The sequence below is a fragment of the Streptomyces sp. PA03-3a genome (genome assembly GCF_033792735.1).
Taxonomy (GTDB): domain Bacteria; phylum Actinomycetota; class Actinomycetes; order Streptomycetales; family Streptomycetaceae; genus Actinacidiphila.
This window is the reverse complement of record NZ_JARAVM010000065.1, coordinates 1-26,937: the sequence shown is the minus strand read 5'-3', so window position 1 is coordinate 26,937 and position 26,937 is coordinate 1. Positions and strand designations below refer to the sequence as shown.

The window sequence follows — 26,937 nt, the reverse complement described above, 5'->3', positions numbered from 1 at the left end:
GTACAGCTCCCGCGGCGGCCCGCCCTCGGGCTCGCCGCCGGCGGCGGGGCCCGCGGCGGCCCAGGGAGCGGACGGGCGCCCGGGGGCGGCGCCGGCCGCCCACTGGGCGGAGGCGGAGGTGTGCAGGGCGGAGCCCTGGGGCGGCGCGGAAGCGTGCGGCGGCGGTATCGGGCGCGGTGGGGACCAGCTCGGCCGGGGGGTCGCTCCCCCGTTGTCGAAACCGGCGCTCACCCGGTGCCCCCTCACGGCCGCACGGCGGACGGCCCGTTCACGCGATGGACTGCGGCGTCACTCTACTGGGCGCGGCGACGTCACGACGCGTCAGTACGGATCACTTGCCCCTACCGCTCGGTAGGGGCATTCTGGCAAGCTTCGCGCATGTCTGATCAGGGAGCAGCTCGCGCCCGGTACGACCGGGCCACCGCCCACCTCGACGCGCCGGTGGCGATCGTGGATCTGGAGGCGTTCGACGCCAACGCGGACGACCTGGTCCGCAGGGCGGGCGGCAAGCCGGTCCGGGTGGCGTCCAAGTCGGTCCGCTGCCGCGCCCTTCTGGAGCGGGTACTGGAGCGGGACGGCTTCGCGGGGGTCATGTCCTTCACCCTCGCCGAGTCGCTGTGGCTGGCGCGCTCGGGCTTCGACGACGTCCTGCTGGCGTACCCCTCGGCGGATCGTTCCGCCTACGCGGAGCTGGCCGCGGACCCGAAGCTGGCGGCCGCGGTGACCGTCATGGTCGACGACGTGGCGCAGCTCGACCTCGTCGACTCCTCCCGCGCGGGCGGCTCCGAGATCGTCCGGGTCTGCCTGGAGCTGGACACCTCGCTGAAGATGCTGGGCGGCCGGCTCCGCATCGGGGCGCTGCGCTCCCCGCTCCACCAGCCGGAGCAGATGGCGGCGCTGGCCCGGGAGGTGTCCCGGCGGCCCGGCTTCAAGCTGGTGGGGATCATGGCGTACGAGGGCCATGTGGCCGGCGTCGGCGACTCGGTCAGCGGCCGGCCGCTGCGCTCGCGGGCGGTGCGGCTGATGCAGGCGGCGGCGCGCCGGGAGCTGGCGGCGCGGCGCGCGGAGGCCGTGCGGGCGGTGCGGGAGGTGGCGCCCGGGCTGGAGTTCGTCAACGGCGGCGGCACGGGCAGTGTGCAGAGCACGGCCGCCGAGGACGCGGTGACGGAGATCGCCGCCGGATCGGGTCTGTACGTGCCGCGGCTGTTCGACAACTACACCTCCTTCCGGGGCCGTCCGGCGGCGCTGTTCGCGCAGCCCGTGGTGCGGCGCCCGGGCGTGGGCGTCGTCACCGTCCTCGGCGGCGGCTACCCGGCCTCGGGCGCGGCCGGCCGGGACCGGCTGCCCGTCCCCTTCCTGCCGCAAGGGCTGCGCTACGACCCGCAGGAGGGGCCGGGCGAGGTGCAGACGCCGCTGCTCGGGACGGCCGCCGACGATCTGCTGATCGGCGACAAGGTGTGGTTCCGGCACGCCAAGGCGGGTGAGCTGTGCGAGCGCTTCGACACACTGCACCTGGTCGAGGGGGACCGGGTGGTGCGGGCGGTGCCGACCTACCGCGGTGAGGGCAGGACGTTCCTCTGACGCGCGGACGCCCCGGCCGGACGGACCGGACCGGGGCGCCCTCGTGCGGGGACGGGGGTCACACGCCGGTGCCGCCACCGGAGCCCGAGGCCTTGATGCCCTTGGTGATCTCGTCCATCACGGCGAGGCCGGGCGCCTTGGGGTTGATGTCGAAGCCGTAGCGGACGAGCACGAGCCTGTCGGGGTCCGACGGCGAGGGGAACACCAGCGACTGGACGTAGCCGTCGTCGCCCCTCTCGGTGACGACCTTCCAGCGCACCAGGTAGCCCTGCTCGCCCGCGACCGCGACCTTCTGCGACAGCAGCTGCGTGTGCGAGGTGATGTCGCCGTAGATCTTGCCGCCGTAGGCCCCCTCGGCGTTGGCGGAGATGTCCTCCTTGGCCGCGGCCTCGGCGGTGGTGGACTTCAGCTTCACCGACACGGCGGGCATCGAGAAGACGCCGCCGCGCAGGCAGTTGCTCGAGGGGTCGCCGGGGCAGGCGTACTCGCCCACGGTGAGCTCCGCGAGCCCGTACCGGCTGGTGGTGCCGGTCCAGCCGTCGGGCACGGGCAGGCTGACGCCGTCGACGGCGTCCAGGGCGAAACCGGGCTCGCTCTTGGGCAGGTCCGGCGGGCCGCCGCCGTCCGGGCCCTTCCCGGGGGCCGTGAGGGACGGGGCGGGCCGGGCGGAGTCCGCGCTGCCGCCGCCTCCCTTGCCGAGGGCGACGACACCTCCGACCACCGCACCCGCCACCACGACCGCGGCGATGACGGCGATCGCGATCAGACCGCCGCGCCGCTTGCCGGGAGCCGGCGGGAACGCGCCGGGGTGGCCGGGGTACTGGGGATGGCCCGGCGCCCCGGCGCCGAACGCCGGGGCGGGGGGTGGAGCGGTGCGGGTGTACTCGGTCCACTCGGTCCCGTCCCACCAGCGCTCCAGAGCGGGCCCGTTGCCTGTCTGCCCGGGTTCTGGGTACCAGCCGGGCGGGGTCGTCATGGTCACGGCGTCACCCTAAGGCCCGGGCCTTAAGATTCCCGTCAGTCGTCCGGTCACAGAGGGGTCACGTACGCTCCCGCGATACCCCCGTCCACCAGGAACTCCGCCCCTGTGATGAAGGACGCGTCGTCGCTGGCGAGGAAGGCGACGGCCGCGGCGATCTCCTCCGCCTCCGCGAAGCGGCCCACCGGGATGTGCACCAGGCGGCGCGCGGCGCGCTCCGGGTCCTTCGCGAACAGCTCCCGCAGCAGCGGGGTGTTGACCGGCCCCGGGCACAGCGCGTTGACCCGGATGCCCTCCCGGGCGAACTGCACGCCCAGCTCGCGGGACATCGCCAGCACGCCGCCCTTGGACGCGGTGTACGAGATCTGCGAGGTCGCCGCACCCATGACGGCGACGAAGCTCGCGGTGTTGATGATCGAGCCCTTGCCCTGGCGCTGCATGTAGGGCAGCGCCGCCTTGCAGCACAGGTACACCGAGGTGAGGTTCACCTCCTGCACGCGCCGCCACGCGTCGATGCCGGTGGTCAGGATCGAGTCGTCGTCGGGGGGCGAGATGCCCGCGTTGTTGAAGGCGACGTCGACCGAGCCGTAGGTGTCGTACGCCGCCTTGAACAGCGCCTCCACCTGTCCCGCGTCGGTCACGTCGGCCTCGACGAACAGCCCGCCGGTCTCCTCGGCGGCCGCCTTGCCCGCGGCCTCGTCGATGTCGGCGCACACCACGTGCGCGCCCTCGGAGGCGAGCCGGCGCGCCGAGGCGAGCCCGATGCCGCTGCCGGCGCCGGTGACCACCGCCGTCCGGCCCACCAGGCGGCGGCACACCACTGCTTCTGCTTGCGTCATTGCCGGGATCACTCCTCCGTGCTGATGAAGACGTTCTTGGTCTCGGTGAAGGCGGCCAGCGCGTCCGGGCCGAGCTCGCGCCCGAGCCCCGACTGCTTGAACCCGCCGAACGGTGTCCAGTAGCGCACCGAGCTGTGGGAGTTGACCGACAGGTTGCCTGCGGCGGTGCCCCGGGCCAGTCGCAGGGCGCGGCCGACGTCCCGGGTCCAGATCGAGCCGGACAGGCCGTACGGGGTGGCGTTGGCCAGGCGCAGCGCGTCGGCCTCGTCCTCGAAGGGCAGGACGACGGCGACCGGACCGAAGACCTCCTCCACCGCGACGCGCCCGGCCGGATCGGCGGGGGTCAGCACGGTCGGCGGGTACCAGAAGCCCTTGCCCTCCGGGGCCGTGCCGCGGATCGCGACGGGCGCGTCGGGGGCCACGTACGAGCGGACGCGCTCCCGCTGCGCGGCGGAGATCAGCGGGCCCATGTCGGTGGCCGGATCGGAGGGGTCGCCGACGCTGACGGCCAGGACGGCGGGCTCCAGCAGTTCCATGAAGCGGTCGTACACCTGCCGCTGCACCAGGACGCGGGTGCGGGCGCAGCAGTCCTGGCCGGCGTTGTCGAGGAAGGCCATCGGCGCCGTCGCCGCGGCCTTCTCCAGGTCCGCGTCGGCGAAGACGATGTTCGGCGACTTCCCGCCGAGCTCCAGGGTGACCCGCTTGAGCGTGCCGGCGCAGGTGGCCATGATCTGCTTGCCGACACGGGTCGAACCGGTGAAGACGATCTTCGCCACACCCGGGTGCTCGACCAGGGCTGCCCCCGCGACCGGACCCTCGCCCGGCAGCACCTGGAAGAGGTGCTCGGGCAGTCCCGCCTCCAGCGCCAGGTCGGCCAGGCGCAGCGCGGTCAGCGGGGTGGTCTCGGCGGGCTTGAGGATCACCGCGTTGCCCGCCGCGAGCGCCGGGGCGGTCCCCCAGGCGGCGATGGGCATGGGGAAGTTCCAGGGGGCGATGACGCCGACGACGCCGAGCGGTTCCAGGAAGGTGACGTCGATGCCGCCGGGCACCGGGATCTGCCGGCCGCTGAGCCGTTCGACACCGCCCGCGGCGTAGTCGAGCAGGTCGCGGACGTTGCCGGCCTCCCAGCGGGCGTTGCCCGCGGTGTGCCCGGCCTCGCGCACCTCCAGGGCGGCCAGGTCGCCGGCGTGGGCGTCCACGGCGGACGCGAAGCGGCGCAGCAGCCTGGCCCGGTCGGCCGGGGCAAGGGCCGCCCAGGCGGTCTGGGCGCGGGCCGCGCGGGCCACGGCGGCGTCGACGTCCTCCCGGCGCGCCGCGGGGACGGTGGCGATCACCTCCTCGGTGGCCGGGTTGAGCACGTCCAGCGCTTCGAGCGGTTCGGGTGCTTCGGGCACTCGCTGCCTCACATGCGTTCGAAGGAGCGGTAGCGCTCCCAGTCGGTGACGGCCGTGTCGTACGCGTCCTGTTCGACGCGGGCCATGTTCAGGTAGTGCTCGACGACCTCGTCGCCGAAGGCCGCTCGGGCGATCGGGCTGGCCTCCCACAGCTCGGCGGCCTCGCGGAGCGTGGCCGGCACGTGCGCGACGCCGTCGCTGGCGTAGGCGTTGCCGGTGACGGGCTCGGGGAGGGTGAGCTTCTGCTCCACGCCGTGCAGACCGGCTGCGATCATCCCGGCGACGGCGAGATAGGGGTTGACGTCGCCGCCGGGCACCCGGTTCTCCAGGCGCAGCGCGGACGGGGAGTGCCCGACCACGCGCAGCGCGCAGGTGCGGTTGTCCGGGCCCCAGGCGACGGCGGTGGGGGCGAAGGAACCGGGCCTGAACCGCTTGTAGGAGTTGATGTTGGGCGCGTACAGCAGGGAGAAGTCGCGCAGCGCGGCGAGCTGCCCGGCCAGGAAGTGCCGCATCGTCTCCGACATGCCGCCCGGCTCGTCGCCGGCGAAGACCGGCCGCCCGTCCTCGTCGCGCAGCGAGAGATGGATGTGGCAGGAGTTGCCCTCGCGTTCGTTGTACTTCGCCATGAACGTCAGGGAGTAGCCCTCCTGCGCGGCGATCGACTTGGCGCCGGTCTTGTAGACGCTGTGCTGGTCACAGGTGACCAGGGCCTCGTCGTAGCGGAAGGCGATCTCGTGCTGGCCGAGGTTGCACTCGCCCTTGGCGGACTCCACGCGCATCCCGGCGGCGCCCATCTCGTTGCGGATGCGGCGCAGCAGCGGCTCGACGCGGCCGGTGCCGAGCAGGGAGTAGTCGACGTTGTACTGGTTGGCGGGGGTCAGGTCGCGGTAGCCGTTCGTCCAGGCCTGCTCGTAGGTGTCCTTGAAGACGATGAACTCCAGCTCGGTACCGGCGTACGCGGACCAGCCGCGCTCGGCGAGCCGCTCGGTCTGGCGGCGCAGGATCTGCCGCGGCGAGGGGGCGACCGGGGTCGAGCCGTGGTCGAGCAGCCGCAGGTCGGCGATGACGAGCGCGGTGGCGGCGTCCCAGGCGGTGATCCGCAGGGTGCCGAGGTCGGGGTGCATGGCGAAGTCGCCGTAGCCCCGCTCCCAGGAGGACAGGGCGTAGCCGTCCACGGTGTTCATGTCGGCGTCGACGGCGAGCAGGTAGTTGCAGCCCTCGGTGCCGTGCTCCAGGACGTCGTCGAGGAAGTGCCGGGCGGCGAAGCGCTTGCCCTGGAGGCGCCCCTGCATGTCGGTGAAGGCGACGACCACCGTGTCGATCTCTCCGGAGTCGACGCGTCGCCGCAGGTCGTCGGTGCTGAGCGGGGCTGTTCGGTGCACCACGGGTGATCACCTCTCCTACCGTCCGACAGGTGATCCAAAAGTACGGGCCCGGGGCTCAGTTGGGTACGGTGCAAGAAGAAATCCGCGCGTCGCAGGGAGGCTCCCGTGGCCCGTCCGCTGATCGGTGTCAGCACCTACTGGGTCGGCTCGGCCCGCTGGGGCGGCTGGGACCTGCCCTCCGCCCTGCTCCCCGCCGGGTACCCGCTGCTCGTACGGCGCTCCGGCGGCCTCGCCGCGCTGCTCCCGCCGGACGACCCCTCCCACGCCGCGGACGCCGTGGCCCGGCTGGACGGGCTGGTGGTCGCCGGCGGCCCGGACGTGGAGCCCGCGCGCTACGGCGCCGAGCCCGACCCGCGCACCGACCCGCCGGCGCGGGAACGCGACGCCTGGGAGCTGGCCCTCATCGACGCCGCGCTCGCCGCCGGGGTGCCCCTGCTGGGCATCTGCCGGGGGATGCAACTGCTCAACGTCGCCCTCGGCGGCACGCTCACCCAGCACATCGACGGCCACCGCGGCCCCCGGGTGGGCGTGTTCGGCCGCCACACCGTCAAGCCGGTCCCCGGCACGCGCTACGCGGAGGCGGTGCCGGAGGCCGCGACCGTGCCCACCTACCACCACCAGGCGGTGGACGCCCTCGGCCGCGGGCTGGTGATCAGCGCCGAGGCCGAGGACGGCACGCCGGAGGCCGTCGAGCTGCCGGGCGACCGCTTCGTACTGGGGGTCCAGTGGCACCCCGAGATGGACGAGGACGAACGGGTGATGCGGGCCCTGATCGCCGCGGCGGCCGGCGCGGTCAGAGCTGCATCTTGAAGCCGACGTGCGAGGCCGTGAAGCCGAGGCGCTCGTAGAAGCGGTGCGCGTCGGTGCGCGCCCGGTCCGAGGTGAGCTGCACCAGCGTGCACCCCAGGCGGCGGGACTCCTCGACCGCCCACTCGATCAGCTGCGTCCCCAGGCCGCCGCCCCGGGCGCCGCGGTGCACGCGCACCGCCTCGATGACCGAGCGCGTCGTGCCGCGCCGTGACAGCCCCGGTATCACCGACAACTGCAGCACGCCGACCGGAACGCCGTCCCGCTCCGCGACGACCACGTGCTGCCCGGGGTCGGCGACGACGCGTTCGTACGCCGCGTAGTACGGCTCCAGGTCGTCCGGGGTCTCGCGGCCCCGGCCGAGCCCGTCGTCGGCGAACATCGCCACGACGGTGGGGATGTCCTGGCGGGTGACGGGGCGGAAGTGAAGATCGCTCATGTCCGCAGCGTAGGACTCAGCCTGGTGCGCAGCCACGACAGGGCCGCCTCCCCCTGCGCCCGCTGGAAGGCCCGCAGTGTGGGCAGCCCATGGGGCGCCGGCCGGCGGGCGTGGACCAGGAACATCCCGGTGAGTGCCGCCAGCGCCGCGTCCACCGCCGCCGGGTCCGCGTCGCGCGCCGGCGGGTGGTCCGTGAAGAGCCCCTCCGGATCCGGGCCGCCCTGCATCACGATGCTCGGCAGCATGCAGAGCAGGTCGAACCACGCGGTCGACGTGCAGGCCCACGGCCAGTCCACGAACACGACCCGGCCGTCGGGGGTCAGCAGGATGTTGTCCGCCCGCAGATCGCCGTGGGCGAGCGTGTCACCGGCCAGCGCCTGCGGCCAGCCCGACTCCAGGGCGGCGAGGTCCTCCAGATGCGCTGCTGCCCAGGGATCGAGGCCGCGCAGGTCGTCCCTGCCGGCGTTCCGCTCCGCGGCCAGCTCCGCCCAGCAGCCGAAACTCCCCACGAGGCGCTCGGCGGCCGGCGGCGCCGCGACCGGACCGGGCGTCAGCCGGACGGCCAGATCGCCCAGCGCGACCATGACACGGCGCAGTTCCTCCGCGTCCCAGGGGTTCACCGGGTGGCGGCCGGGCACGTCCTCGAAGGCCAGGACGACCCATCCGTCCTGCTCGAAGGAGTGCAGCAGACGCGGTGCCGGAACATCCCGGGGCAGGTCGGCGGCGATCCGGGCCTCGGCCCGGTGAATGTGCGGCGAATCCGGGTTCTGCGCCGGGCTCACGGCCTTCACGAAGGCGCGGCGGCCGTCGGTGAGAGTGAGGCGGGCGGCCACGCCAGGGGAGAAACCGCCCGTCTGGTCGGCGGCGCCGGCCACGGGGGCGCCCAGGCGTGCCTCGACGGCGGTGGAGAGGTCACGCGGCAGGGAGGCCCAGGTGGCACGTGTCATCCCCCGAGGATCGCGGGCTTCGCCCGCGGGGGCCAACGGGTTTTGCCGGTGCGTCCGGAGTACGTCCGGGGTCGGTTGTTGCGGCCGGTTGTTGTGTGCGGGTCGTTTGCGCCTGCGGCGGGCGTCCCCCGCCCTCCGCCCGAGCGCCCGGCGCGGTCAGTGACCGCCTCGCGGGGTGCGTGGTGGGCCGGGGACGGGGCCTCCGGGGCTGCACGTCCTGGACTGGGTTATTTACGTGCATGGCGGGCGGTCCGGATCGGTGCCGTCTGTGCCGCACACAAATATCCCGCAGCGTCCAGAACATCCACCCTCCCCCAGCCTTCGGCCGGGGGTGCCCCCAACTCCCCCGCCCCCTCCGTATCGTCAGGCGGCTGACGGCCGGAGGGGGGTGAAGAGGCGGTCCGGGGTGCCGCACATGGCTTACCCGACGCCCACGGCCATCCCGGCGCGCTCGTGCTGACGCCGGCAGAAGGGTGAGCGGCCCATTGTCGTGTGCGGGTTGTTTGCGCCTGCGCGGGCTGCCCCCCGCCCGCCCTCACTCCCCCAGCCTTCGGCCGGGGGTGCCCCCAACTCCCCCGCCCCCTCCGTATCGTGGGGCGACTGATGGCCGGAGGGTGGTGAGGAGGCGGTCCGGGGTCGCCGCACACGTCCTACTCGACGCCCACTCCATCCAGTTCGATGCCGTCGGCAAGGTGAGCGGGCGCCGGTTTGGCTGCTCGCCGAAGGACAGAGGTGTGGCACCTCCACCGCAGGGGTTGCCTGCGTCACGGCGAGCGCGAGGGCGAGGGCCCCTGGCCACCGGTGCGGGCACTCTTGCTCGGCCTGAGGCGGGGGGACCCCTTGCCGGTGGCGGTTTCCTGCGGTGCGGGGAGGGGGCGTACCCTTCACCCTCCACCGGGCGTTGGTCGCCGAACGATACGGAGGGGGCGGGGGAGGTGGGGGCACCCCCGGCCGAAGGCTGGGGGAGGGTGGGCGTTCTGGACGCTGACGTGTATGTGTTGTGCGGCACGGACGGCAAGGACAAGTAGCGCCCGCCATGCACATAAATATGCGGTACAGAATGCCCAGCCCCGGAGGCCCCGCTCCCGGCCCACCACGAACCGCGCGAGGCCCGCACCAACCATCCCGGGCAATCGGGCGGGAGGGCGGGGGATGCCCGCCGCAGGCGCAAACAACCCGCACACAACAACCGGCAGCAAGGGGCACCCACCCGGGAGCCCGGCGCAGCCGCCCGCAGGCGCAACGGAGCCGCACACGACAACCGGCAGCAACAACCGACCCCGGTCCCACCGCGCTAGCGGGTTTCCCGGGTCAGCCGCCCCGCCGGGGCCGGCGGGGCGAGGGCGGCGGCGAGCACGGCGGGCGCCTCGGCGAGGGACGGGCCGTACCAGGTGAGGTGACGGCCGCTGACCAGGGCCGCGGGTATCTCCGGGAACGCCTCCGGCCCGTCGTCGGCCGTGAACCGGTACGGCTCGTCGGGCAGTACGACGAGGTCCGCCCCGCTGCCGGTGAGCTCGTCGACCGGCACCCGCGGATACCGCTCCTGGTGGTCGCCGTAGACGTTCTCGACCCCCAGCCGGGCCAGCAGGTCGCCGGCGAAGGTGTCCCGGCCAAGCACCATCCAGGGGCGGCGCCAGACGGGGACGACGGCCTTGCGGGGGTGGGCGGCGGGCCGGAGCGACGCCCAGGTCTTCTCCGCGGCGTCGAGCCAGGCCGGGCGCGGCAGCCCGCAGGCCTCGACGACCACGCGGTGCAGTTCCCGGAAGGCCTGGGGAAGGCTGCGTACCTCCGTCACCAGCACCGTCAGCCCCGCCGCGCGCAGCGCGTCGAGGTCGGGCGCGCGGTTCTCCTCCTCGTTGGCGATCACCAGGTCGGGAGCGAGCCGGACGATCTCCGCGATGTCGGGGTTCTTCGTGCCCCGGACCCGCGTGACGCGCAGGTCGGCCGGCTGGTTGCACCAGTCGGTGGCGCCCACGAGCAGGGCGGGCGCCGTGGTCGCCACCGCCTCGGTGAGCGAGGGGACGAGGGAGACCACACGCCGTGCGGGGCCGGAGTCGCGACGGGTCATGTCCCCACCGTATCGATCCCCGCCGGACGGGGAGGGCCGGACGGCGCGGCTCCGGCACCAGGGAGGGGAAGTGCCGGGTGCCGCGCCGTCCGGGGCCGGGGTCCGGTCAGCCGACCGGGGCGAGCCGGTCCGTGAGACCGGGGTGGGCGTCGAGCCAGTCGCGTACGCCGTCCTGCTCGTGGCCCTGGCCGGCCTTGTGCACGGCACCCTCCAGGCCCGTGAGCTCCTTCTCGCTCAGCTTGAAGTCCGCCAGCCACTTCGCGACCTTCGGCTCGTCGCCGACGAAGCCGTTGCGGGCGAGGGTGTGGATGCCGTCGCCCTTGCCCCAGGCGCCGAGCGGGTCCTTCAGCTTCTTCAGGCTGTGCTCGCTGTAGGCCCAGTGCGGGGACCACAGGGTCACGACGACCGGCTCCTTCGCCTTCATGGAGCGGTCGAGCTGGGCGAGCATGCTCGCGGTCGAGCCGGTGGTGACCTTGTACTCGCCCTGCAGCCCGTACTTCTCCAGCACCGTGTCGTTGAGCATCTTCATCATCCCGGCGCCGGGCTCGATGCCGATGATCCGGCCGCCGAACTGCTTGCCCTTGCCCTTGAGGTCGGCCAGCGAGTCGATGCCCTTGACGTAGGAGGGCACCGTCAGTTCGAGCGAGGTGGGGCCGTACCAGGAGCCGTAGTCGTCCAGCTCGTTCTTGTACTTCTCCCAGTACGACCGGTGCGTGACGGGCAGCCAGGAGTCGGTCTCGAAGTCGACCCGTCCCGCGGACATGCCGGTGTAGAGGGCGCCGACGTCGTACTGGGTGACCTTCGGCTCGTACCCGCGCCGCTCCAGCAGCTCCTTCCACAGGTAGGTGGAGGCGATGCCCTCGTCCCAGGGGATGTAGCCGATGTCGACCTGGCGGCCCTTGCCGACGTCGTCGGCCTCGGGGACGGCGGTCCTCTCGTCCCCGCCGCCGAGGACGCCCATCCCGCCGGCGGTCAGCGCGAGGGCGACGATGCCGACGACGGCGACGGAGGTCTGCGGACGGTACTTCCACAGCCGCGCTCCGCGCGGGGAGGCGGCCGCGGCCATGGCGCGCCGGCCCAGCGGGGAGACGCGGGTGCCGAGGGCGCCGGTGACGCGGTCGAGGTACATGGCGAGGATGACCACGGACAGGCCCGCCTCGAAGCCGAGGCCGATGTCGACCTGGCTGATGGCGGTGAAGACGGAGGCGCCGAGGCCGCCGCCGCCGACCATTCCGGAGATGACGACCATGGACAGCGCGAGCATGATCACCTGGTTGACGCCCGCCATGATCGTGGGGAGCGCGAGCGGCAGTTGCACCCTCAGCAGGGTGCTGCGCGGGGCGGTGCCGAAGGCCTCCGCGGCCTCGACGAGCTCCTCGTCGACCTGCCGGATGCCGAGTTCGGTCATGCGCACGCCCGGCGGCAGGGAGAAGACGATGGTGGCGATGATGCCGGGCACCTGGCCGACGCCGAAGAAGAAGATGCCGGGGATCAGGTAGACGAAGGCGGGCATCGTCTGCATGAAGTCCAGCACCGGGCGCAGGGCGGCGGAGACGGTGCGGTTGCGCGCCGACCAGATGCCGAGCGGCACGGCGAGCACGATGGTGATCACGGTGGCGACGAGCACCAGGGACAAGGTCTCCATGGCCTCGTCCCACTGCTGCACGGAGACGACGACGGCCAGGCCCGCGAAGGCGAGCACCCCGGCGGTCAGGCCGCGCAGCCACAGCGCGAGGACCGCGAGGATCCCGGCGAGCAGCAGCGGTGCGGGGGCCTGCAGCACGGCGTCCAGGCCGTCGTACATGCCGGAGACGACGGCGCTGATGACGTCGAAGAGCGGGCCGAAGTGGTCGCGCAGATAGGTGACGGCGCTGTCGGTCCAGTCGCCGAGGGGCAGCCTAGGCACGCGCCGCCTCCTTCCTCGGCCGCGCCGGCACCCCGGGCGCGGCGGTCGGGGCCGCGTGGGCCGTGTCGCCGGTGCAGGGGGTCACCGGTCCGTCGTGGTCGCCGAGCGCCGCGAGCAGCCGCTGCCTGGCGATGACGCCGACCACGTCGCCGGCCTGGTCGCGGACGGTCACGGGGTGCGGGACGCGCGCGCTGACCGGCAGGACGTCGGCGAGCGGGGTGCGCGGGGCGACCGTCTCGCAGCGGCAGTCGCCGGCGTCGGGACGCTGCGGCGGCTCCATGACGGTGCCGGCGGTCAGCACGCGGGAGCGGTCGACGTCGTGCACGAAGGAGCTGACGTAGTCGTCGGCGGGGCGCAGCAGGATGTCCTCGGGGGTGCCGACCTGGACGATGCGCCCGTCGCGCATGACGGCGACGCGGTCGCCCAGCCGCATGGCCTCGTTGAGGTCGTGGGTGATGAAGACGATGGTCTTCTTCAGGCTGCGCTGGAGTTCGAGCAGCTGGTCCTGCATGTCGCGGCGGATCAGCGGGTCGAGCGCGCTGAAGGACTCGTCCATGAGGAGCACGTCGGCGTCGGTGGCGAGCGCGCGGGCCAGGCCCACGCGCTGCTGCATGCCGCCGGAGAGCTCGTCGGGCCAGGAGTCGCCCCAGCCCGACAGGCCGGTGAGTTCCAGGGCCTGCGCGGCGCGCTTCTCGCGTTCCTTGCGGCCCACGCCCTGCACCTCCAGGCCGTACGCGGCGTTCTGGAGGACGCTGCGGTGCGGGAAGAGCGCGAAGTGCTGGAAGACCATGCTGATGCCGTGCGAGCGCACGCGGCGCAGTTCGCGGGGGCTGAGTGCGGTGAGGTCCCGGCCGTCGAAGAGCACCCGTCCCGCGGTGGGGGGATTGAGCCCGTTGAGCGTGCGCAGCAGGGTGGACTTGCCCGATCCGGACAGGCCCATGACGACGAAGATCTCGCCCTCGCGGACGTCGAAGCTCGCGTCGATCACCGCGGCGGTCGTGCCGCTCTCGCGCAACTCCTCGCGTCCGGTCCCGGCCTCCAGACGGCGCACGCCGTCCTCGGGATCGGCACCGAACACCTTGTACAGATGCTCTGCCTGCAGCCTGTACACATACACCTCACGTGTCGTAGGGAGGACGACCGGCTGCCCCCGCACGCTGGTCGCGGAGCGCTCCTGTCCCGCTCCGGGACGGCGGCTGCCCCGACCCAAGCGGAGCAAACCGTTCCGTGACGGAGGTCACGGTGGCCGGGGTGTCGGCGGCGTGCGGCATCATCGGCGTGTGACTCGACGCCTGATGCTCCTGGACACCGCCAGCCTCTACTTCCGCGCGTACTTCGGCGTGCCCGACTCGGTGCGCGCTCCGGACGGCACGCCCGTCAACGCGGTGCGCGGGCTGCTGGACTTCATCGCCCGCCTGGTCGCCGACCACTCCCCCGACGACCTGGTGGCCTGCATGGACGCTGACTGGCGGCCGCAGTGGCGGGTGGATCTGATCCCCTCGTACAAGGCGCACCGCGTCGCCGAGGAGGTGCCCGGCGGCTCGGACGTCGAGGAGGTGCCGGACACCCTGTCGCCGCAGGTCCCGGTGATCGAGGCGGTGCTGGACGCGCTGGGCATCGCCCGGGTGGGCGTCGCCGGCTACGAGGCGGACGACGTGATCGGCACCCTGACGGGCCTGGCGCCGGGGCCGGTGGACATCGTCACGGGCGACCGCGACCTGTTCCAGCTGGTGGACGACGCCCGCGGGGTGCGGGTGCTGTACCCGGTCAAGGGCGTGGGCGCGCTCGACCTGGTGGACGAGGCGTGGCTGCGCGCCAGGTACGGCGTGGACGGACCCGGCTACGTGGACCTGGCGCTGCTGCGCGGCGACCCGAGCGACGGCCTGCCGGGCGTGCCGGGGATCGGCGAGAAGACGGCGGCCAAGCTGCTGGACGCGTACGGCGACCTGGCCGGGATCATGGCCGCCGCCCACGACCCCGCGTCCAAGGTCACCCCCGCGCAGCGCAAGCGGCTGCAGGAGGCCGCGCAGTACGTGGCGGTCGCGCCGAAGGTGGTGCGGGTGGCCTCCGACGTGCCGCTGCCGGAGTTCACCCCGGAGCTGCCGCGCGAGCCGCGCCGGCCCGAGGAACTGGCCGCGCTGGCCGAGCGCTGGGGGCTGGGCGGCTCGCTGCAGCGGCTGCTCAGCGTGCTGGGGCCGGAACGGGCCGGGTGACGGCGAGCACGTCGCGGTCGGGCTGGAGGGTGAGGCCGACGGTCGGTCGGATCTCCTCGTCGCCGGTGTCCAGGTGGAAGCGGCTGCCGAGGGTGGCGAGCACGATCACCGCCTCGACCATCGCGAAGCGCGCCCCGAGGCAGGCCCTGGTCCCCCCGCCGAAGGGGAACCAGGTGTGGTCGGTGATCGCGTCGGGCGCCCCGTCCAGCCAGCGCTCGGGGCGGAACTCGTCGGGTTGCGGCCAGCGGCGCGGGTCGCGGTGGGTGGCCCAGGGGCTGATCCAGACCTGGGTGCCGGCCGGGACGGGCTCCCCGCCCAGGGTGGCGCCCTCCTCGGCGACGGCCAGGTTGAGCCAGACCGTGGGCCGCAGGCGCAGGGTCTCCTTCACGACGGCCTCGGTCCAGCGCAGTCGGGCGTAGTCGTCGAAGCCGGGGGTGCGGCCGCCGAGCACCAGGTCCAGTTCCGCGGTGAGCGCCTCACGCGCCTTCGGGTTGCGGGAGAGCAGGTACCAGGCCCAGGTGAGCGTGGTGGCGGTGGTCTCGTGGCCGGCGTTGTAGAGGGTGACGGTCTCGTCCCGGATCTCCTTGTCGGTGAGCGGGACGCCCGCTTCGTCGACGGCGGTCAGCAACCGGCTGAGCAGGTCGTCGCGTTCGCCGCCGGCCTCGCGGCGGGCGGCGACGATCCGGGCGACCTCGGCGTCGAGGGTGTCGACGGCGGCCTTGAAGCGCAGGCGCCCCGGGGTGCGGAACCAGTCGGGCAGCATCGCGCCGAGGCCGCGGAACTCGGCGCCCATCTGCTGCTGGGCGACGTCCATGCAGCGCCCTATGACCTCCTCGCGGACGGCGGCGTCGGTGCCGAACACCGTGCGCACCGCGATGCGCTGGGTCAGTCCGGTCATCTCGCGGCGGATGTCGATCCGTTCGCCGACGCTCCAGCGCTCGGCCACCTCCCGCGCGCAGTCGGCCATCGTCGCCGCGTAGGCGCGCACCTGCTTGGGCCGCACCGAGGGCTGGACGAGGGACCGCTTGCGGCGCCAGTCGGCGCCCTTGGCCACCACGACCCCCTCGCCCATGAGGTAGCGGAAGGACCATCCGAGATCGGGCAGCGAGAAGGTCGACTCGCGGGCCGACAGCAGTTCCCCGATGAGTGCGGGATCATTGAGGAAGCGCGCGGGAGTGCGGCCCATGGCCCAGGTGACCTGCCCGGCCCCGCACTCGCGGAGCGCGGTGAAGAAGGCGAGCGGGTCCTTGGCGAACTGCGGGAGGTTCCCCAGCAGCGGCACCCCGCGGGGTCCTGCGGTGATCGCGGTGGCGGTGTCGGAACCCATGTGCGCCGGCCTCCCGGGTAGCGTCTGATCGCGTCCGTCCCATCAAAATCGGCGAACGGCGGATCGGAACCGGTGATCGAAGATCTCGTGATCTTTCCGAGACCGGGCTGCGCAGGACGGCGCGGATGGGTTAGGCTTGCCTAACTTGATGCGAGGAGTGTGCTCATGGCAGACCGTCCGGTGCGCAGGAAGCCGCAGCTCAACCGCGCGCGGGTGCAGCACGTGGAACGGCTGACCCCGCACATGATCCGCGTGGTGCTCGGCGGTGAGGGCCTCACGGGGTTCCCCGTGGGCGAGTACAGCGACCACTACATCAAACTGCTCTTCCCGGCCGAGGGCGTGCGGTACCCCGAGCCGTTCGACCTCCAGCGGATCCGCGCCGACTTCCCCCGCGACCAGTGGCCGCGTGTGCGGACGTACACGGTGCGCCGCTGGAACGCCCAGGCACGCGAGCTGACGGTCGACTTCGTGTACCACGGCGACGAGGGCCTGGCCGGCCCGTGGGCCGCCCGCGTCCAGCCCGGCGAGGAGGTGCTCTTCCTCGGCCCCGGCGGCGCCTACGCGCCCGACTCGGCCGCCGACTGGCATCTGTTCGTGGGCGACGAGAGCGCGCTGCCGGCGATCGCCGCCTCGTTGGAGCGGCTACCCGAGGGCGCTCCCGCCCGGGTGTTCGTCGAGGTCTCCGGCCCGGAGGAGGAGCAGAAGCTCTCCACGCCCGGTGACGCCGAGGTCGTCTGGGTGCACCGCGGTTCCGGCCGGGTCGGCGAGGAACTGGTCCCTCTCGTGGCCGGGCTGGAGTTCCCGCCGGGTGACGTGCAGGCCTTCGTCCACGGCGAGGCGGGCTTCGTCAAGCGGCTGCGCCACCTGCTGCGGGTCGAACTCGGCGTACCGCGCGAACGGCTGTCGATCTCGGGTTACTGGCGCACCGGTCACGATGAGGACGGCTGGCAGGCCTCCAAGCCGGACTGGAACCGCCGGATCGAGGAGGAGCAGGAGACCCCGCCGCAGGCCCTCGCCTCCTGACGTCGCGTCGCCGTGCGCGCCGGCGACGAACGCTCCGTCCGGCGTGCCAGGAGAGTACCTGCGCGCACGTCGGTCGGTGCTGGGACACTGGCCACATGGCCGCACCCGAACCCGAACCCTCCCCGCTTCCGGGCCTGATGCCCGAGGCGCAGCCGGCCGGGGAGCGTCCGCGTGTCCTCTGCGCCGACTGCCACCGGCCCCTGAGCGCGCACGACGCCCGGCTGTGGGGCCGGGGCCGCGGCTGCCGGCGCAAGCACGGGCTCGACGCGGCCCCGCGCATCGGACGCTTCGACGTCGAACAGGACCGGCTGCCGGGTATGTGAAGCCGCGCCGCACCGGGCGGCGCGGCGAGCTCCTACGGTTCAACCGTGCACCCCACACCCCCAGAACCGCATCGCCGGCGACCTCACCGAGGACCGCCTCGCCCCTGCCCTCGTGCCCACGGCACAGGTCACCGGCCCCCTGGGAGGCCGGAAATGACACAGCGTGGGGAACGCGCCGCGCGATCCTCCACGACCTCGTACGGGTCGCCGTCGACGGCGGCGATCCCGTCGCGCCGGCGGTCGTGGCCGACGCCCTGGCGCAGGTGCCGGAGCCCTTCCATGAGCGGTGGGCCGCCGTCCTCGCGCCCGACTGGCACCCGGGCCTGGCCACGGAGTTCAACGGCGCGGTCTGGCCCTGCCTCGGCTCCGCGGTCTGGGCCGTGCGGACGACCGGGGATTTCGAGGCCGCGCTGCGCGCCGCGGTCGACCTGGGCGGCGACACGGACACCGTCGCCGCCGTCACGGGCACCCTCGCCGGCGCGGCCCACGGCCTCGCCGCCGTGCCGGGCCGCTGGACGGCCGCACTGCACGTGCCGATGCCCGGCACGCCGGGTCGCGTGCTGCGCCACGCCGACCTGGTCGCCCTGACTGCCCGGCTCACCGGGGACTGACCCCCGGCCCCCGTCACCCCGCCGGCAGTGCCTCGGCCGTGCGGCGCAGGGCGGCCAGGTCGCCGTCCGCGCAGCCGGCGACGCGCAGCGCCGCGTCGGCTGTCGCGCGGGCGAAGGCGGCCGCGTCGGGGATCGGGCTGTCACGCCGGATGAGGATGACGCCCTCGATGAGGCCGAAGACGAGGTCGACGCGGACCGCGAGACCGGAGGGGGGCAGCGCGGCGCCCGGGGCCGTCGCGGCCAGCAGGGCGGCGTACGCGGCCTTCAGTTCGTCCCGGACGGCACGGAAGCCGCCGAAGCGCCCGGCGCGGACCTCGGGGAGCAGGTAGAGCGCGCCGAGGTTGTGCGCGCTGCCGCACAGCAGGGCCACGTCCGCCCGGCACAGCGCCCACAGCCGCGCCTCCGCGGGGGCGTCCGTGCGGGCGACGAGCGAGTGCGCGAGGTCCAGGGACGGGCGGACGGTGCCCTCCAGGAGCGCGGCGAGGATGTCCTCCTTGCCGGCGAAGTAGTGGTATATCGAAGCCTGCCGCATCCCGGCGCGCTCGGCGACGGCACGGGTCGTGGTGGCCGCGTACCCCTGCGTGGTGAAGAGTTCGGCCGCGGCGGTCAGGAGTTCCTCGCGGGCCGTCAGCCCGCTGTCCGGACGCGCCTGCGCACGCGGGCGCCCGACGCGCCGTCCCGTGGTGCTCACACGCCGATCCTCGCACAACCGCCCCGGCGCGGTGGGCGGTCGGCCCTGCGTGCTTCGGGGGCGGACGCGACCGGGCGCGCCGCGCGAGGGCGGCGCGCCGCGGTCGTCAGCCCACCGAGGAGTACGCGACGACGCCGCGGAGCAGTGCGTCGACGGCCTTGCGGGCGTTGCGGCGCACCGGGCTGCCCTCGGGGGCGGCACCGGCGATCTGGCCGAGGACGTCGATGAGCTGCTTCGTCCAGCGCACGAAGTCGCCGGCCGGCATGTCGACGTCGCGCAGCACCGCGTCCAGGCCGTGCCCGGAGGCCCAGCGGTGGGCCGCCCAGGCGAAGCCGAGGTCGGGTTCGCGCTGGCCCACGCCCTCGGCCTGGTTGATGCGGTGCTCCTCCTCCAGGGCGTCGAGGCGGCCCCAGATGCGGACCATCTCGCCGAGCGCCTGCTGGGCGCCGCCCGACGGCAGCCGCGGCGGCATGGCGTCGTCCGCGGAGCGGGACTCGTAGACCAGCGCGGAGGCGCAGGCGGCGAGGTCCGCGGGACCGAGGTCGTCCCACACGCCGTCGCGGAGGCACTCACTGGCCAGGAGGTCGAGCTCGCCGTAGAGCCGGGCCAGCCGGCGGCCGTCCGCGGTGACCTTGCCGGCCTCGAGGTAGCCGAGGTCGGTGAGCAGGGCGCAGATGCGGTCGAAGGTGCGGGCGATCGTGTTGGTGCGGCCTTCGATGCGGCGCTCGAGCTGCTTCGTGTCGCGCTGCAGCCGCTGGTAGCGCTCGGCCCAGCGGGCGTGGTCCTCGCGCTCGTCGCAGCCGTGGCAGGGGTGCGCGCGGATCTCGCTGCGCAGCCGGGCGATCTCGGTGTCGTCCGCGGCGGCCGAGCGCTGGCGGCGCTGCCGCTGCGGCGCGATGCCGGCCGTACCGGCCTTGGAGCGCATCGCGGAGGCCAGGTCGCGCCGGGACTGGGGGCTGCGCGGATTGAAGGACTTGGGGATGCGCATCCGGTCCAGCGCCTCGACCGGCACCGGGAAGTCGATCTGTGCGAGCCGCTTGACCTGCCGCTCCGCGGTGAGCACCAGCGGGCGGGGGCCGTCGTGGTGGAACTGGTCGTGCCGGTTGTGGTGACCGGGGCTGCGGCCGGCGGGCACGCCCGGGTCGAGGACCAGGGCCAGGCCGGCGAACTTGCCGGCCGGGACGTGGATGATGTCGCCCGGGCGGAGCTTCTCCAGCGCTTCGGCGGCGGCCGCCCGGCGCTGGTTCGCGCCCTGCCGGGACAGGTCGGCCTCGCGGTCCTTCAGCTGCCTGCGCAGCGACATGTACTCGTCGAAGTCACCGAGGTGGCAGGTCATGGAGGCGCGGTAGCCGTCCAGGCCCTCCTCGTTGCGCTGCACCTGGCGGGAGATGCCGACCACCGAGCGGTCGGCCTGGAACTGCGCGAACGAGGTCTCCAGCAGCTCGCGCGAGCGGTGCCGCCCGAACTGGCCGACGAGGTTGACGGCCATGTTGTACGAGGGCTTGAAGGAGGACCTCAGCGGATAGGTGCGCGTGCCGGCCAGCCCCGCCAGGTGGACGGGGTCGAAGCCGCGCTGCCACAGCACGACCGCGTGGCCCTCCACGTCGATGCCGCGGCGTCCGGCACGGCCGGTGAGCTGCGTGTACTCGCCGGGGGTGACGTCGGCGTGGGTCTCGCCGTTCCACTTGACGAGCTTCTCCAGGACCACCGAGCGGGCGGGCATGTTGATGCCCAGCGCCAGCGTCTCGGTGGCGAAGACGGCCTTGACCAGGCCCTTCACGAAGAGCTCCTCGACGACCTCCTTGAAGGTCGGCAGCATGCCGGCGTGGTGCGCGGCGATGCCCCGCTCAAGGCCCTCCAGCCACTCGAAGTAGCCGAGGACGTTCAGGTCCTCGTCGGGGATGGACTTGGTGCGCTCCTCGACGATGGCGCGGACCTTGGCCCGGTTCTCCTCGTTGTTGAGCCTCAGGCCCGCGTAGAGGCACTGCTGCACAGCCGACTCGCAGCCGGCGCGGCTGAAGATGAACGTGATCGCGGGCAGCAGCCCTTCCGCGTCCAGCCGCTCGATGACCTCGACGCGGCTGGGCGTCCAGATCCTGCGCTGCTGGCGGCGCTCCCGCTCGCGGTCGGCCTCGCGCACCTTGCCGCCGCGCCGGTCACGGCCGTTGAAGGAGCGCTGGTTCTCCATCCGGGCCAGCCGCACCAGGTCGGGGTTGACGGCGCGCTGCGCGCCCGGGCCGGCGCCCCGCTTCTCCTCGAACAGGTCGTACATCCGGCGGCTCGCCAGGACGTGCTGCCACAGCGGCACCGGGCGGTGCTCGGAGACGATGACCTCGGTGTCGCCGCGGACGGTGTCGAGCCAGTCGCCGAACTCCTCGGCGTTGGAGACGGTCGCGGAGAGCGAGACCAGGGTCACGGACTGCGGGAGGTGGATGATGACCTCCTCCCAGACCGCGCCGCGGAAGCGGTCGGAGAGGTAGTGCACCTCGTCCATGACCACGTAGCCGAGGCCGTCGAGGGCCTGGGAGCCCGCGTACAGCATGTTGCGGAGCACCTCGGTGGTCATGACCACGATCGGCGCGTCCCCGTTGACGCTGTTGTCGCCGGTCAGCAGACCGACCCGCTCGGCGCCGTAGCGCTTGACGAGATCGGTGAACTTCTGGTTCGACAGCGCCTTGATCGGGGTGGTGTAGAAGCACTTGCGGCCCTCGCCGAGGGCCAGGTGGACGGCGAACTCGCCCACGATGGTCTTGCCGGAGCCGGTGGGTGCCGCCACCAGCACGCCCTTGCCGGCCTCGAGGGCCTGACAGGCCTCGATCTGGAAGGGGTCCAGCCCGAAGTCGTACAGCTCGCGGAAGCCCGCGAGTGCGGTGGCCTGCTCAGCGGCGCGGAGCCGGGACGCGGCGTAACGCTCGGCGGGAGACATCTCGTCGTTCATCTTGAAAACGAGACTACCGGGCCGCACTGACAGTCGACATGATCTTTTTGCCGAAGCAAAACCCACGGCGCGGGAACCGGGCGTGTCGTGGGATCCCGCCCCCGCGAACCCGCCCCGCACCCGTGCGCGCCCGTGCACCCGTGCACTCGCGCCCTTCGCTCCGCGCGCCGCCCCGCGGGCGGCTCAGATCATCACGGCGATGTACTCCGCCACCAACGGGACCTTGAAGGCGTCCCTCACCCCTGCCAGGCCGCCGGGCACGCCCTGCCGGGGCTTGACGATGTAGCTCTGGGTGGCGCTGGGCTGCCACGCGTCCGAGAAGTCGAGGGCCGGGCCCAGACCGGGGTCGTACTCCTTCTGCCGGCGGTGCGCCTCGATGATGCCCGTCCTGCTGAGGTCCTTGGCCCCGCACGCCGACTTCAGGTCCTGGACGGCCACGGCCATCGAGTTGTGCCCGGTCACCAGTCCCTGGTCCAGCGGGGACCCCGGGTAGCGGCGCCGGTAGTCGGCGACGAGCTTCCCGGCCTCGGGCGCGTCGCTGCTCAGCGCCGGGGTGGGGGCGACGAGCTCCAGCATCTTCAGCAGCGCCGGCGCCGCGGGGGTCTTCAGCAGCCGCGGGTCAAAGCCGACGGCGCTGCCGAGGAACGGCACGTCGAGTCCGATCGCGGCGGCGGTGCCGACCGCCGAGGCGGTCTGCGGGGGGCTGGTGCTGATCAGGACGGCCTTCACACCGGCCTCGGCGAGTTCGCGCACCTCTCGCGACAGGTCCTCGCGGGTGTCCCCGACCTTCTTCTCGACGAGGGTCAGGCCGCGCTTGTCGGCGACGAACCGGGCCCCGCGCCGCGCGTTGTTGCCGTAGTCGCCGTCGAGGTAGAGGTAGCCGATCCGGTCGCCGCGCCCGAGACCCCGGGTCTCGACGAGGTACTCGAAGCCGTTGACCATGTCGATGTCGTACGTGGTGTTGATCGTCGTCAGGGTGTGCTGGCCGAGCAGGTTCGAGGAGTAGCCCAGCGACGTCGTCATCACGTCGTCGTTCGTGATGTTGTCGAGCAGGACGTTGATGATCGACGAGCCGAGCAGACCCGGCATCGCGGCGATCCTCGGTTCCATCTCGTTGTACTGGACGACGGCCTTCTCGACGTCGTATCCGTGGTCGCGGACGAGCAGCTTCAGCTTGCGGCCGCACACCCCGCCCTTGGCGTTGACCTGGTCGACGTACAGCTTCTCGGCCTGCAGCACGGAGCGGCCCAGGGGGCCGTACGGGCCGGACAGGTCGGTGAGGACGCCCAGGGTGATGGTGGAGTCGGTGACGCCGGGCCCGGTCGTCACGCCGTTGGCGTCGACCGGGCCGTCGTCCGCGGTGGTGCCGGTCTCCCCGCCGCAGGCCGTGAGCACGCAGGTGAGGGCGGCGGTGAGGACGACGGTGGACCTGAGGCGCTGTTTCCGGGTCACGGTGTGCTTGCTCCTGGGGGTGGGACCGCGGGCGGCCGCCGCGGGCGCGGAGACGGCCACCGCCGCGGGGCCGGTGGTGCGGGAGCTCCATGGGAAGAGACCGAGGCCGGTTCGGCGAGGGGCGGGGGCGTTTCTGGTCGCGGTTCCCAACGGCGGCGGGGCGCGGCTGTGCAGCGGCACCGCCCGTACCGTCCCGTACGACCGTGTGTTCGGTGATGTGTGGGTTCCGTCCGGATGCCGGTCACGTTTGCGTCACCTGCCTTCCGGGCGGGGCTACCAGCCGGTAGGAATGCCCGTGCGAGAACCGCGCACCCCGCGCCCCGCGCCCCGGGAGCGCCCGGAGAGCCGAGAGGGAGGTCGGATGACCAGCCCCGCGCCGACGCGTCCGATGCGCACCGCGGGCGCCACGGGCGCCTCCTGCGCCTCAGGACGGGAGCACCACGACGTGCTGCGAGCCGCCGCGCTGCAGGTGCGCCGGCAGGTGGGGCCGGTGGCGGCGCACATCGTCGAGCGGATCCGGGACCGGCACCCGGCCTACCGGGAGCCCGCGCTGGCCCCGTCCGGGTTGCTGGAGGAGACCGAGGGGTCGGTCGCCGCCGTCCTCGACTCGCTCGCCGATCCGGGGCGTTCCGCGGTGTCCGCCGAGTACCTGTCGTGGGTGGGGGAACGCCGGGCCTGGCAGGACTTCCCGCTGGAGCCGATGATGGGCGCCTGCCGGACGGCCGGTGACGCGCTGTGGCTCGCGCTGGTCCGGGCCGGGGAGGGCCAGGGGCCCGCGGGGACGCGGCTGATCGCCCGCGCGGCCGCGGAGGTCTGGGACCTGTTCGAGCGGGACAGCCGGCTGATGGCCGACGCCTACCTGCGCGCCCGGGGCGAGGTGACCTTCCACCGGCAGCGCGGCCGCAGGGCGCTGGAAGGCCTGCTCGCCGGGCGGGTGGACGCCACCGGCATCGCCGAGGCCGCGGACGCCCTGGGCCTGCCCGAGCACGGCCGCTTCGCGGTCGCCGTCGTCCGCGGCGCCGCCGGGACCTCCGTGCCCGTACGGCGGCAGAGCACGGTGCCCGCCCGGGTGCGGGTGCACCGGGCGTTCCCGATCGGCGGCGAGGTGCTCCTCGCCGACCTGGACGTGGGCGACCTGACGCTCGGTGACTTCGCGGCCGCGCTTCAGGTGCCCGCCGGGACGCGTGCCGGGCTGAGCCCGGAGGTGGACCGGCTGGGCGCGGTCGGCCATGCCAGGGAACTCGCCGAACTCGCTCTGCGCACCTGCACCCGGGACGGCGAGGTGGCCGTCCTCGACCGCCGCTACCCGGCTGGGCTGCTCGCCCGCCGCCCGGACGTCGCGAGCGAGGTCGCCGTCGCGGTGCTGGGCGGGCTGCGGGAGGTGGAGGCCGCGGAGGCCGGCGTGCTCCTGGAGACCCTGGAGGCGTGGCTGGAGGCCGGCGGCTCCGTCGAGAAGGCCTCGGCCGCCCTGTTCTGCCACGCCAACACCGTGCGCCGGCGGCTGCGGCGGCTGGACGAGCTCACCGGCCGCTCCGTGGCGCGGCCCCGCGACGTGGTGCACCTGGCACTCGCCCTGGACGCCGAGCGGATCTCCGCGGCGCACGGCCCCCGGGCGCCCCGGTGACGGCAGGTCCGCAGACCCGGGACGAGGCGGCCAGGGAGTTGCTGCGAACGGCGGCGCTGCGCATGAAGGAACGCGTCGGCGAGCTCTCGGAGCAGGTCATGGCGCGGCTGCACACCGAGGTCCCCGGCTTTGTGGACCACGCCGACGACCCCGACTGCTCCCTCGGCGGCTTCGCGACGATGATCACCATGCACCTGGACCGGCTCGTCGACCCGGAGCGCGACGCGGACGCGGCCCGGTACATGCGCGAGGCCGGTCGGCGCCAGGCCGCGCAGGGCATGCCGCCGGAACTGCTGGCGCACGTCTTCGCCGTGGGCGGCGCGGTCGTGTGGCAGGGACTCGTCGACACCGTCGCCGCGCACCACCCCGGCGGCATCCCGCTCATGGTGCACATCGCCCCGCGGATGTGGGGGTTCCGCGAGCGCACGGCCGCGATCCTGGCCGACGTCTACCAGGAGGGCCTGGGCGACGGCACCGCCGACGGCGGCGGCAGCAGGGCCGCCCGCGTGCTGGAGGCGCTGCTCGACGGGCGCACCGACAGACTCGGCGTGCGCGCCGCCGCGCAGGCCCTGGGCGTGCCGGGCGACGGCCCTTTCGTCGTGGCGGTGACCAGCGTGCGGGCCTCGGCCTCCGGCACTCCCGGCGACGACGCCTTCCCGGTGGGCGCCGGCAGCAGGGTGCTGCGGGTGCCCCGCGGCTCGGGCGAGGTCCTGGTCGTCCTGCTCGGCGACCGCTCCCCCGGGACGCTCGCCGCGCTCCTGGGCGCGGTCCCCGGACTGCGGGCCGGGGTCAGCCCGGTCGTACACGGCCTGGCAGAACTGCACCGGGCCCTGACGCTCGCCGAACTGGCCCTGCCCACGTGCGCCTTCGACGGCGAGGTCGCGCTGTGGGAGGACCGGATGCCGACGGTCGTGGCCGCCGCGGACCGGCGGCTCGCCGGCGAGCTGGCCGAACACGTCCTCGGCCCGCTGCGGCGACTGCCCGACGAGGAACGCGAGTCCCTGCTGCTCACCTTCGCCACCTGGATGGAGTGCGACGGCTCCCCGCGCGCCGCGGCCGAACGCATGGACTGCCACCGCAACACGGTCCTCAACCGCCTGCGCCGCCTCGAACTCCTCACCGGGCGCCGCCTCGCCCACCCCCGCGACCTCGTCGACCTCACCCTCGCCGTCGACGTCCTGCGCTCCGCCCCCGCCGCCTGAGCGGGCCCGCCGCCGGCGCGGTCACACCTACCGCGCCGCCAGCAGCCGCAGCGCCCGCGGGACGGTCCGCGCGGTCAGCGGCAGAGGGCCGAGGGGCTCGCCGTCCGCGTAGCCGGTGATGCCGTCGGCCGCGAGCGTGATCGCCGCGGCGCGGTGCACGGTCACCACGGGGTGGCCGAGATGGGTGCCGCGGTAGACCCGGGGGAAGACGCGCAGCAGCGTGCCGCGGCTGCACGGCCCGACCACGCAGATGTCGAAGCGCCCGTCGTCGAGTTCGGCGCCGGCGCAGATCCGCATGCCGCCGCCGTACGAGGTGCCGTTGCCGACGGCGACGAGGGTGGCCTCGATCTCCTGCTCGGCGCCGTCGTCGAGGGTGATGCGGTACGGGATGGGGCGCAGGGCGGCCAGTTCGGCCAGCATCGCGATGTCGTAGCGGAGCCGCCCGCTGGGCCGGCGCATCCGGTTGCCGCGGTCGTTGACCCGGGAGTCGAAGCCGGAGGCGAGGACCGTGCCGAACCACCGTTCGCCCGCGCGGCCGAGGTCGATCTCGCGGACGGACTCCTCCTTCAGGGCCCGGGCGATCGCCTCCCCGGCGGCCGCGGGCTCGCGTATCGGAAGCCCGGTCGCCCGCGCGAAGTCGTTGCCCGTGCCGACGGCGACGACGCCGAGCGGCGTGCCGGTTCCCGCCACGGCCTGGAGGGCCAGCGACACCATGCCGTCGCCGCCGACCACGACCAGGGCCCCGGTGCCGTCCGCCACGGCCTCGCGTGCCCGCGCGAGGGCGGCCGCCGCGTCGGTGCCGACGACGGTGCGCACGCCGAAGCCCGCACGGCGCAGTGCGCCGGCGGCCGGTCCCACGGCGCCGGCGCCGCGTCCGCGGCCCGCGGTGGGGTTGGAGACGATGGTGATCTCGCTGGTCACGCGCGGACCCTACCCTGCGGTAGCCGAGCCGTCGAGATCACGGCCGCCCCTTCGTGCGCAGGGGCGGCCACGGCCGGCGCGCGCCCCATGACAAGGGGGCCCCGCCCGGATGTCCGGACGCTGTTGGTAAATCCGGGGCATGCGTGACGGCGGCCTGTACTACCCCGTTGGGGTTGTGCAGGCCGTCGTCGTGTTTCTGGGGTGGGTTCGTGTCGTTGCGTGGGGTGGAGCTGGCGGAGATCCCGGAGGAGACCGTGCGGGTGGCGC

General features: G+C 73.9%; 21 protein-coding genes and 2 pseudogenes. 8 read left to right on the top strand and 15 right to left on the bottom strand.

What is annotated here, in order from left to right; all coding sequences use genetic code 11:
* Positions 1 to 231: pseudogene (locus tag PV342_RS39340) on the bottom strand (hypothetical protein); the annotation flags it as partial.
* Positions 232 to 378: 147 nt separating this feature from the next.
* Between PV342_RS39340 and PV342_RS39335 the strand changes: the two are divergent.
* Entirely contained in the window at positions 379 to 1,581 is a 1,203-nt protein-coding gene (locus PV342_RS39335) for an amino acid deaminase/aldolase (protein WP_400800711.1), read from the top strand.
* A gap of 58 nt (positions 1,582 to 1,639) precedes the next feature.
* On the opposite strand, the gene PV342_RS39330 is transcribed toward PV342_RS39335, so the two are convergent.
* The 4 genes from PV342_RS39330 to PV342_RS39315 are packed head-to-tail and all read right to left on the bottom strand — an operon-like array spanning position 1,640 to position 6,178.
* Positions 1,640 to 2,557 carry a DUF2510 domain-containing protein gene (locus PV342_RS39330; protein WP_400800816.1) on the bottom strand — a complete coding sequence of 306 codons (918 nt, stop codon included), beginning with the start codon at positions 2,555 to 2,557 and terminating at the stop codon, positions 1,640 to 1,642.
* A 53-nt stretch (positions 2,558 to 2,610) separates the two neighbouring features.
* Positions 2,611 to 3,399 (bottom strand): 3-oxoacyl-ACP reductase, encoded by a 789-nt coding sequence (locus tag PV342_RS39325; protein WP_026251945.1) that lies wholly within the window; start codon positions 3,397 to 3,399, stop codon positions 2,611 to 2,613.
* A gap of 8 nt (positions 3,400 to 3,407) precedes the next feature.
* Entirely contained in the window at positions 3,408 to 4,793 is a 1,386-nt protein-coding gene (locus PV342_RS39320; protein WP_500320944.1) for an aldehyde dehydrogenase family protein, read from the bottom strand.
* Between the two features lie 8 nt (positions 4,794 to 4,801).
* Positions 4,802 to 6,178: a glutamine synthetase family protein gene (locus tag PV342_RS39315; protein WP_018564317.1), complete on the bottom strand. Its 1,377-nt coding sequence runs from the start codon at positions 6,176 to 6,178 to the stop codon at positions 4,802 to 4,804.
* A gap of 105 nt (positions 6,179 to 6,283) precedes the next feature.
* Here PV342_RS39315 and PV342_RS39310 point away from each other — a divergent pair, with 105 nt between their 5' ends.
* Positions 6,284 to 6,988, top strand: a complete 705-nt coding sequence (locus PV342_RS39310) for a gamma-glutamyl-gamma-aminobutyrate hydrolase family protein (RefSeq protein ID WP_386990258.1) — start codon at positions 6,284 to 6,286, stop codon at positions 6,986 to 6,988.
* Here the strand turns inward: PV342_RS39310 and PV342_RS39305 are convergent.
* The 5 genes from PV342_RS39305 to PV342_RS39285 form a co-directional block, all read right to left on the bottom strand.
* Positions 6,972 to 7,424: a GNAT family N-acetyltransferase gene (locus PV342_RS39305; RefSeq protein ID WP_500320942.1), complete on the bottom strand. Its 453-nt coding sequence runs from the start codon at positions 7,422 to 7,424 to the stop codon at positions 6,972 to 6,974. The genes PV342_RS39310 and PV342_RS39305 overlap by 17 nt on opposite strands.
* On the bottom strand, positions 7,421 to 8,371 hold the full coding sequence (locus PV342_RS39300; protein ID WP_400800719.1) for an aminoglycoside phosphotransferase family protein: 951 nt from the start codon (positions 8,369 to 8,371) through the stop codon (positions 7,421 to 7,423). Before PV342_RS39300 ends, PV342_RS39305 begins: the two co-directional genes overlap by 4 nt.
* A gap of 1,294 nt (positions 8,372 to 9,665) precedes the next feature.
* On the bottom strand, positions 9,666 to 10,439 hold the full coding sequence (locus PV342_RS39295) for a helical backbone metal receptor (protein WP_386990253.1): 774 nt from the start codon (positions 10,437 to 10,439) through the stop codon (positions 9,666 to 9,668).
* Positions 10,440 to 10,545: 106 nt separating this feature from the next.
* Complete coding sequence (locus tag PV342_RS39290; protein ID WP_500320939.1) at positions 10,546 to 12,345, bottom strand: ABC transporter permease/substrate binding protein; 1,800 nt, start codon at positions 12,343 to 12,345, stop codon at positions 10,546 to 10,548.
* On the bottom strand, positions 12,338 to 13,456 hold the full coding sequence (locus PV342_RS39285) for a quaternary amine ABC transporter ATP-binding protein (RefSeq protein ID WP_329191218.1): 1,119 nt from the start codon (positions 13,454 to 13,456) through the stop codon (positions 12,338 to 12,340). Before PV342_RS39285 ends, PV342_RS39290 begins: the two co-directional genes overlap by 8 nt.
* A 184-nt stretch (positions 13,457 to 13,640) precedes the next feature.
* On the opposite strand from PV342_RS39285, the gene PV342_RS39280 reads away from it, so the two are divergent.
* On the top strand, positions 13,641 to 14,558 hold the full coding sequence (locus PV342_RS39280) for a 5'-3' exonuclease (protein WP_386990704.1): 918 nt from the start codon (positions 13,641 to 13,643) through the stop codon (positions 14,556 to 14,558).
* On the opposite strand, the gene PV342_RS39275 is transcribed toward PV342_RS39280, so the two are convergent.
* Positions 14,527 to 15,885: a cytochrome P450 gene (locus PV342_RS39275; protein WP_400800726.1), complete on the bottom strand. Its 1,359-nt coding sequence runs from the start codon at positions 15,883 to 15,885 to the stop codon at positions 14,527 to 14,529. The genes PV342_RS39280 and PV342_RS39275 overlap by 32 nt on opposite strands.
* 165 nt (positions 15,886 to 16,050) lie before the next feature.
* Here PV342_RS39275 and PV342_RS39270 point away from each other — a divergent pair, with 165 nt between their 5' ends.
* The 3 genes and pseudogenes from PV342_RS39270 to PV342_RS39260 all read left to right on the top strand — a co-directional run.
* Positions 16,051 to 16,908, top strand: coding sequence for a siderophore-interacting protein (locus PV342_RS39270; RefSeq protein WP_400800729.1), 858 nt, complete (start codon positions 16,051 to 16,053; stop codon positions 16,906 to 16,908).
* A 95-nt stretch (positions 16,909 to 17,003) separates the two neighbouring features.
* Complete coding sequence (locus tag PV342_RS39265) at positions 17,004 to 17,231, top strand: DUF6011 domain-containing protein (protein ID WP_089229025.1); 228 nt, start codon at positions 17,004 to 17,006, stop codon at positions 17,229 to 17,231.
* A 149-nt stretch (positions 17,232 to 17,380) separates the two neighbouring features.
* A pseudogene (locus PV342_RS39260) lies at positions 17,381 to 17,842 on the top strand (ADP-ribosylglycohydrolase family protein); the annotation flags it as partial.
* A 13-nt stretch (positions 17,843 to 17,855) separates the two neighbouring features.
* Here PV342_RS39260 and PV342_RS39255 read toward each other — a convergent pair.
* From PV342_RS39255 to PV342_RS39245, 3 genes are all read right to left on the bottom strand, one after another.
* Complete coding sequence (locus PV342_RS39255) at positions 17,856 to 18,533, bottom strand: TetR/AcrR family transcriptional regulator (RefSeq protein WP_400800735.1); 678 nt, start codon at positions 18,531 to 18,533, stop codon at positions 17,856 to 17,858.
* Between the two features lie 106 nt (positions 18,534 to 18,639).
* Positions 18,640 to 21,471, bottom strand: a complete 2,832-nt coding sequence (locus PV342_RS39250) for a DEAD/DEAH box helicase (RefSeq protein ID WP_361002619.1) — start codon at positions 21,469 to 21,471, stop codon at positions 18,640 to 18,642.
* A gap of 183 nt (positions 21,472 to 21,654) precedes the next feature.
* Positions 21,655 to 22,923, bottom strand: coding sequence for an ABC transporter substrate-binding protein (locus PV342_RS39245; protein ID WP_400800739.1), 1,269 nt, complete (start codon positions 22,921 to 22,923; stop codon positions 21,655 to 21,657).
* A gap of 361 nt (positions 22,924 to 23,284) precedes the next feature.
* Between PV342_RS39245 and PV342_RS39240 the strand changes: the two genes are divergently transcribed.
* Positions 23,285 to 24,547, top strand: coding sequence for a PucR family transcriptional regulator (locus PV342_RS39240; RefSeq protein WP_400800742.1), 1,263 nt, complete (start codon positions 23,285 to 23,287; stop codon positions 24,545 to 24,547).
* Entirely contained in the window at positions 24,544 to 25,749 is a 1,206-nt protein-coding gene (locus tag PV342_RS39235; RefSeq protein WP_400800745.1) for a PucR family transcriptional regulator, read from the top strand. The genes PV342_RS39240 and PV342_RS39235 overlap by 4 nt, the downstream gene beginning before the upstream one ends.
* Before the next feature lie 27 nt (positions 25,750 to 25,776).
* Here the strand turns inward: PV342_RS39235 and PV342_RS39230 are convergent, their stop codons facing one another.
* A complete protein-coding gene (locus tag PV342_RS39230) occupies positions 25,777 to 26,670 on the bottom strand; it encodes a diacylglycerol kinase (protein ID WP_500320935.1) in 894 nt (297 codons plus the stop codon).
* Positions 26,671 to 26,937 lie beyond the last annotated feature (267 nt).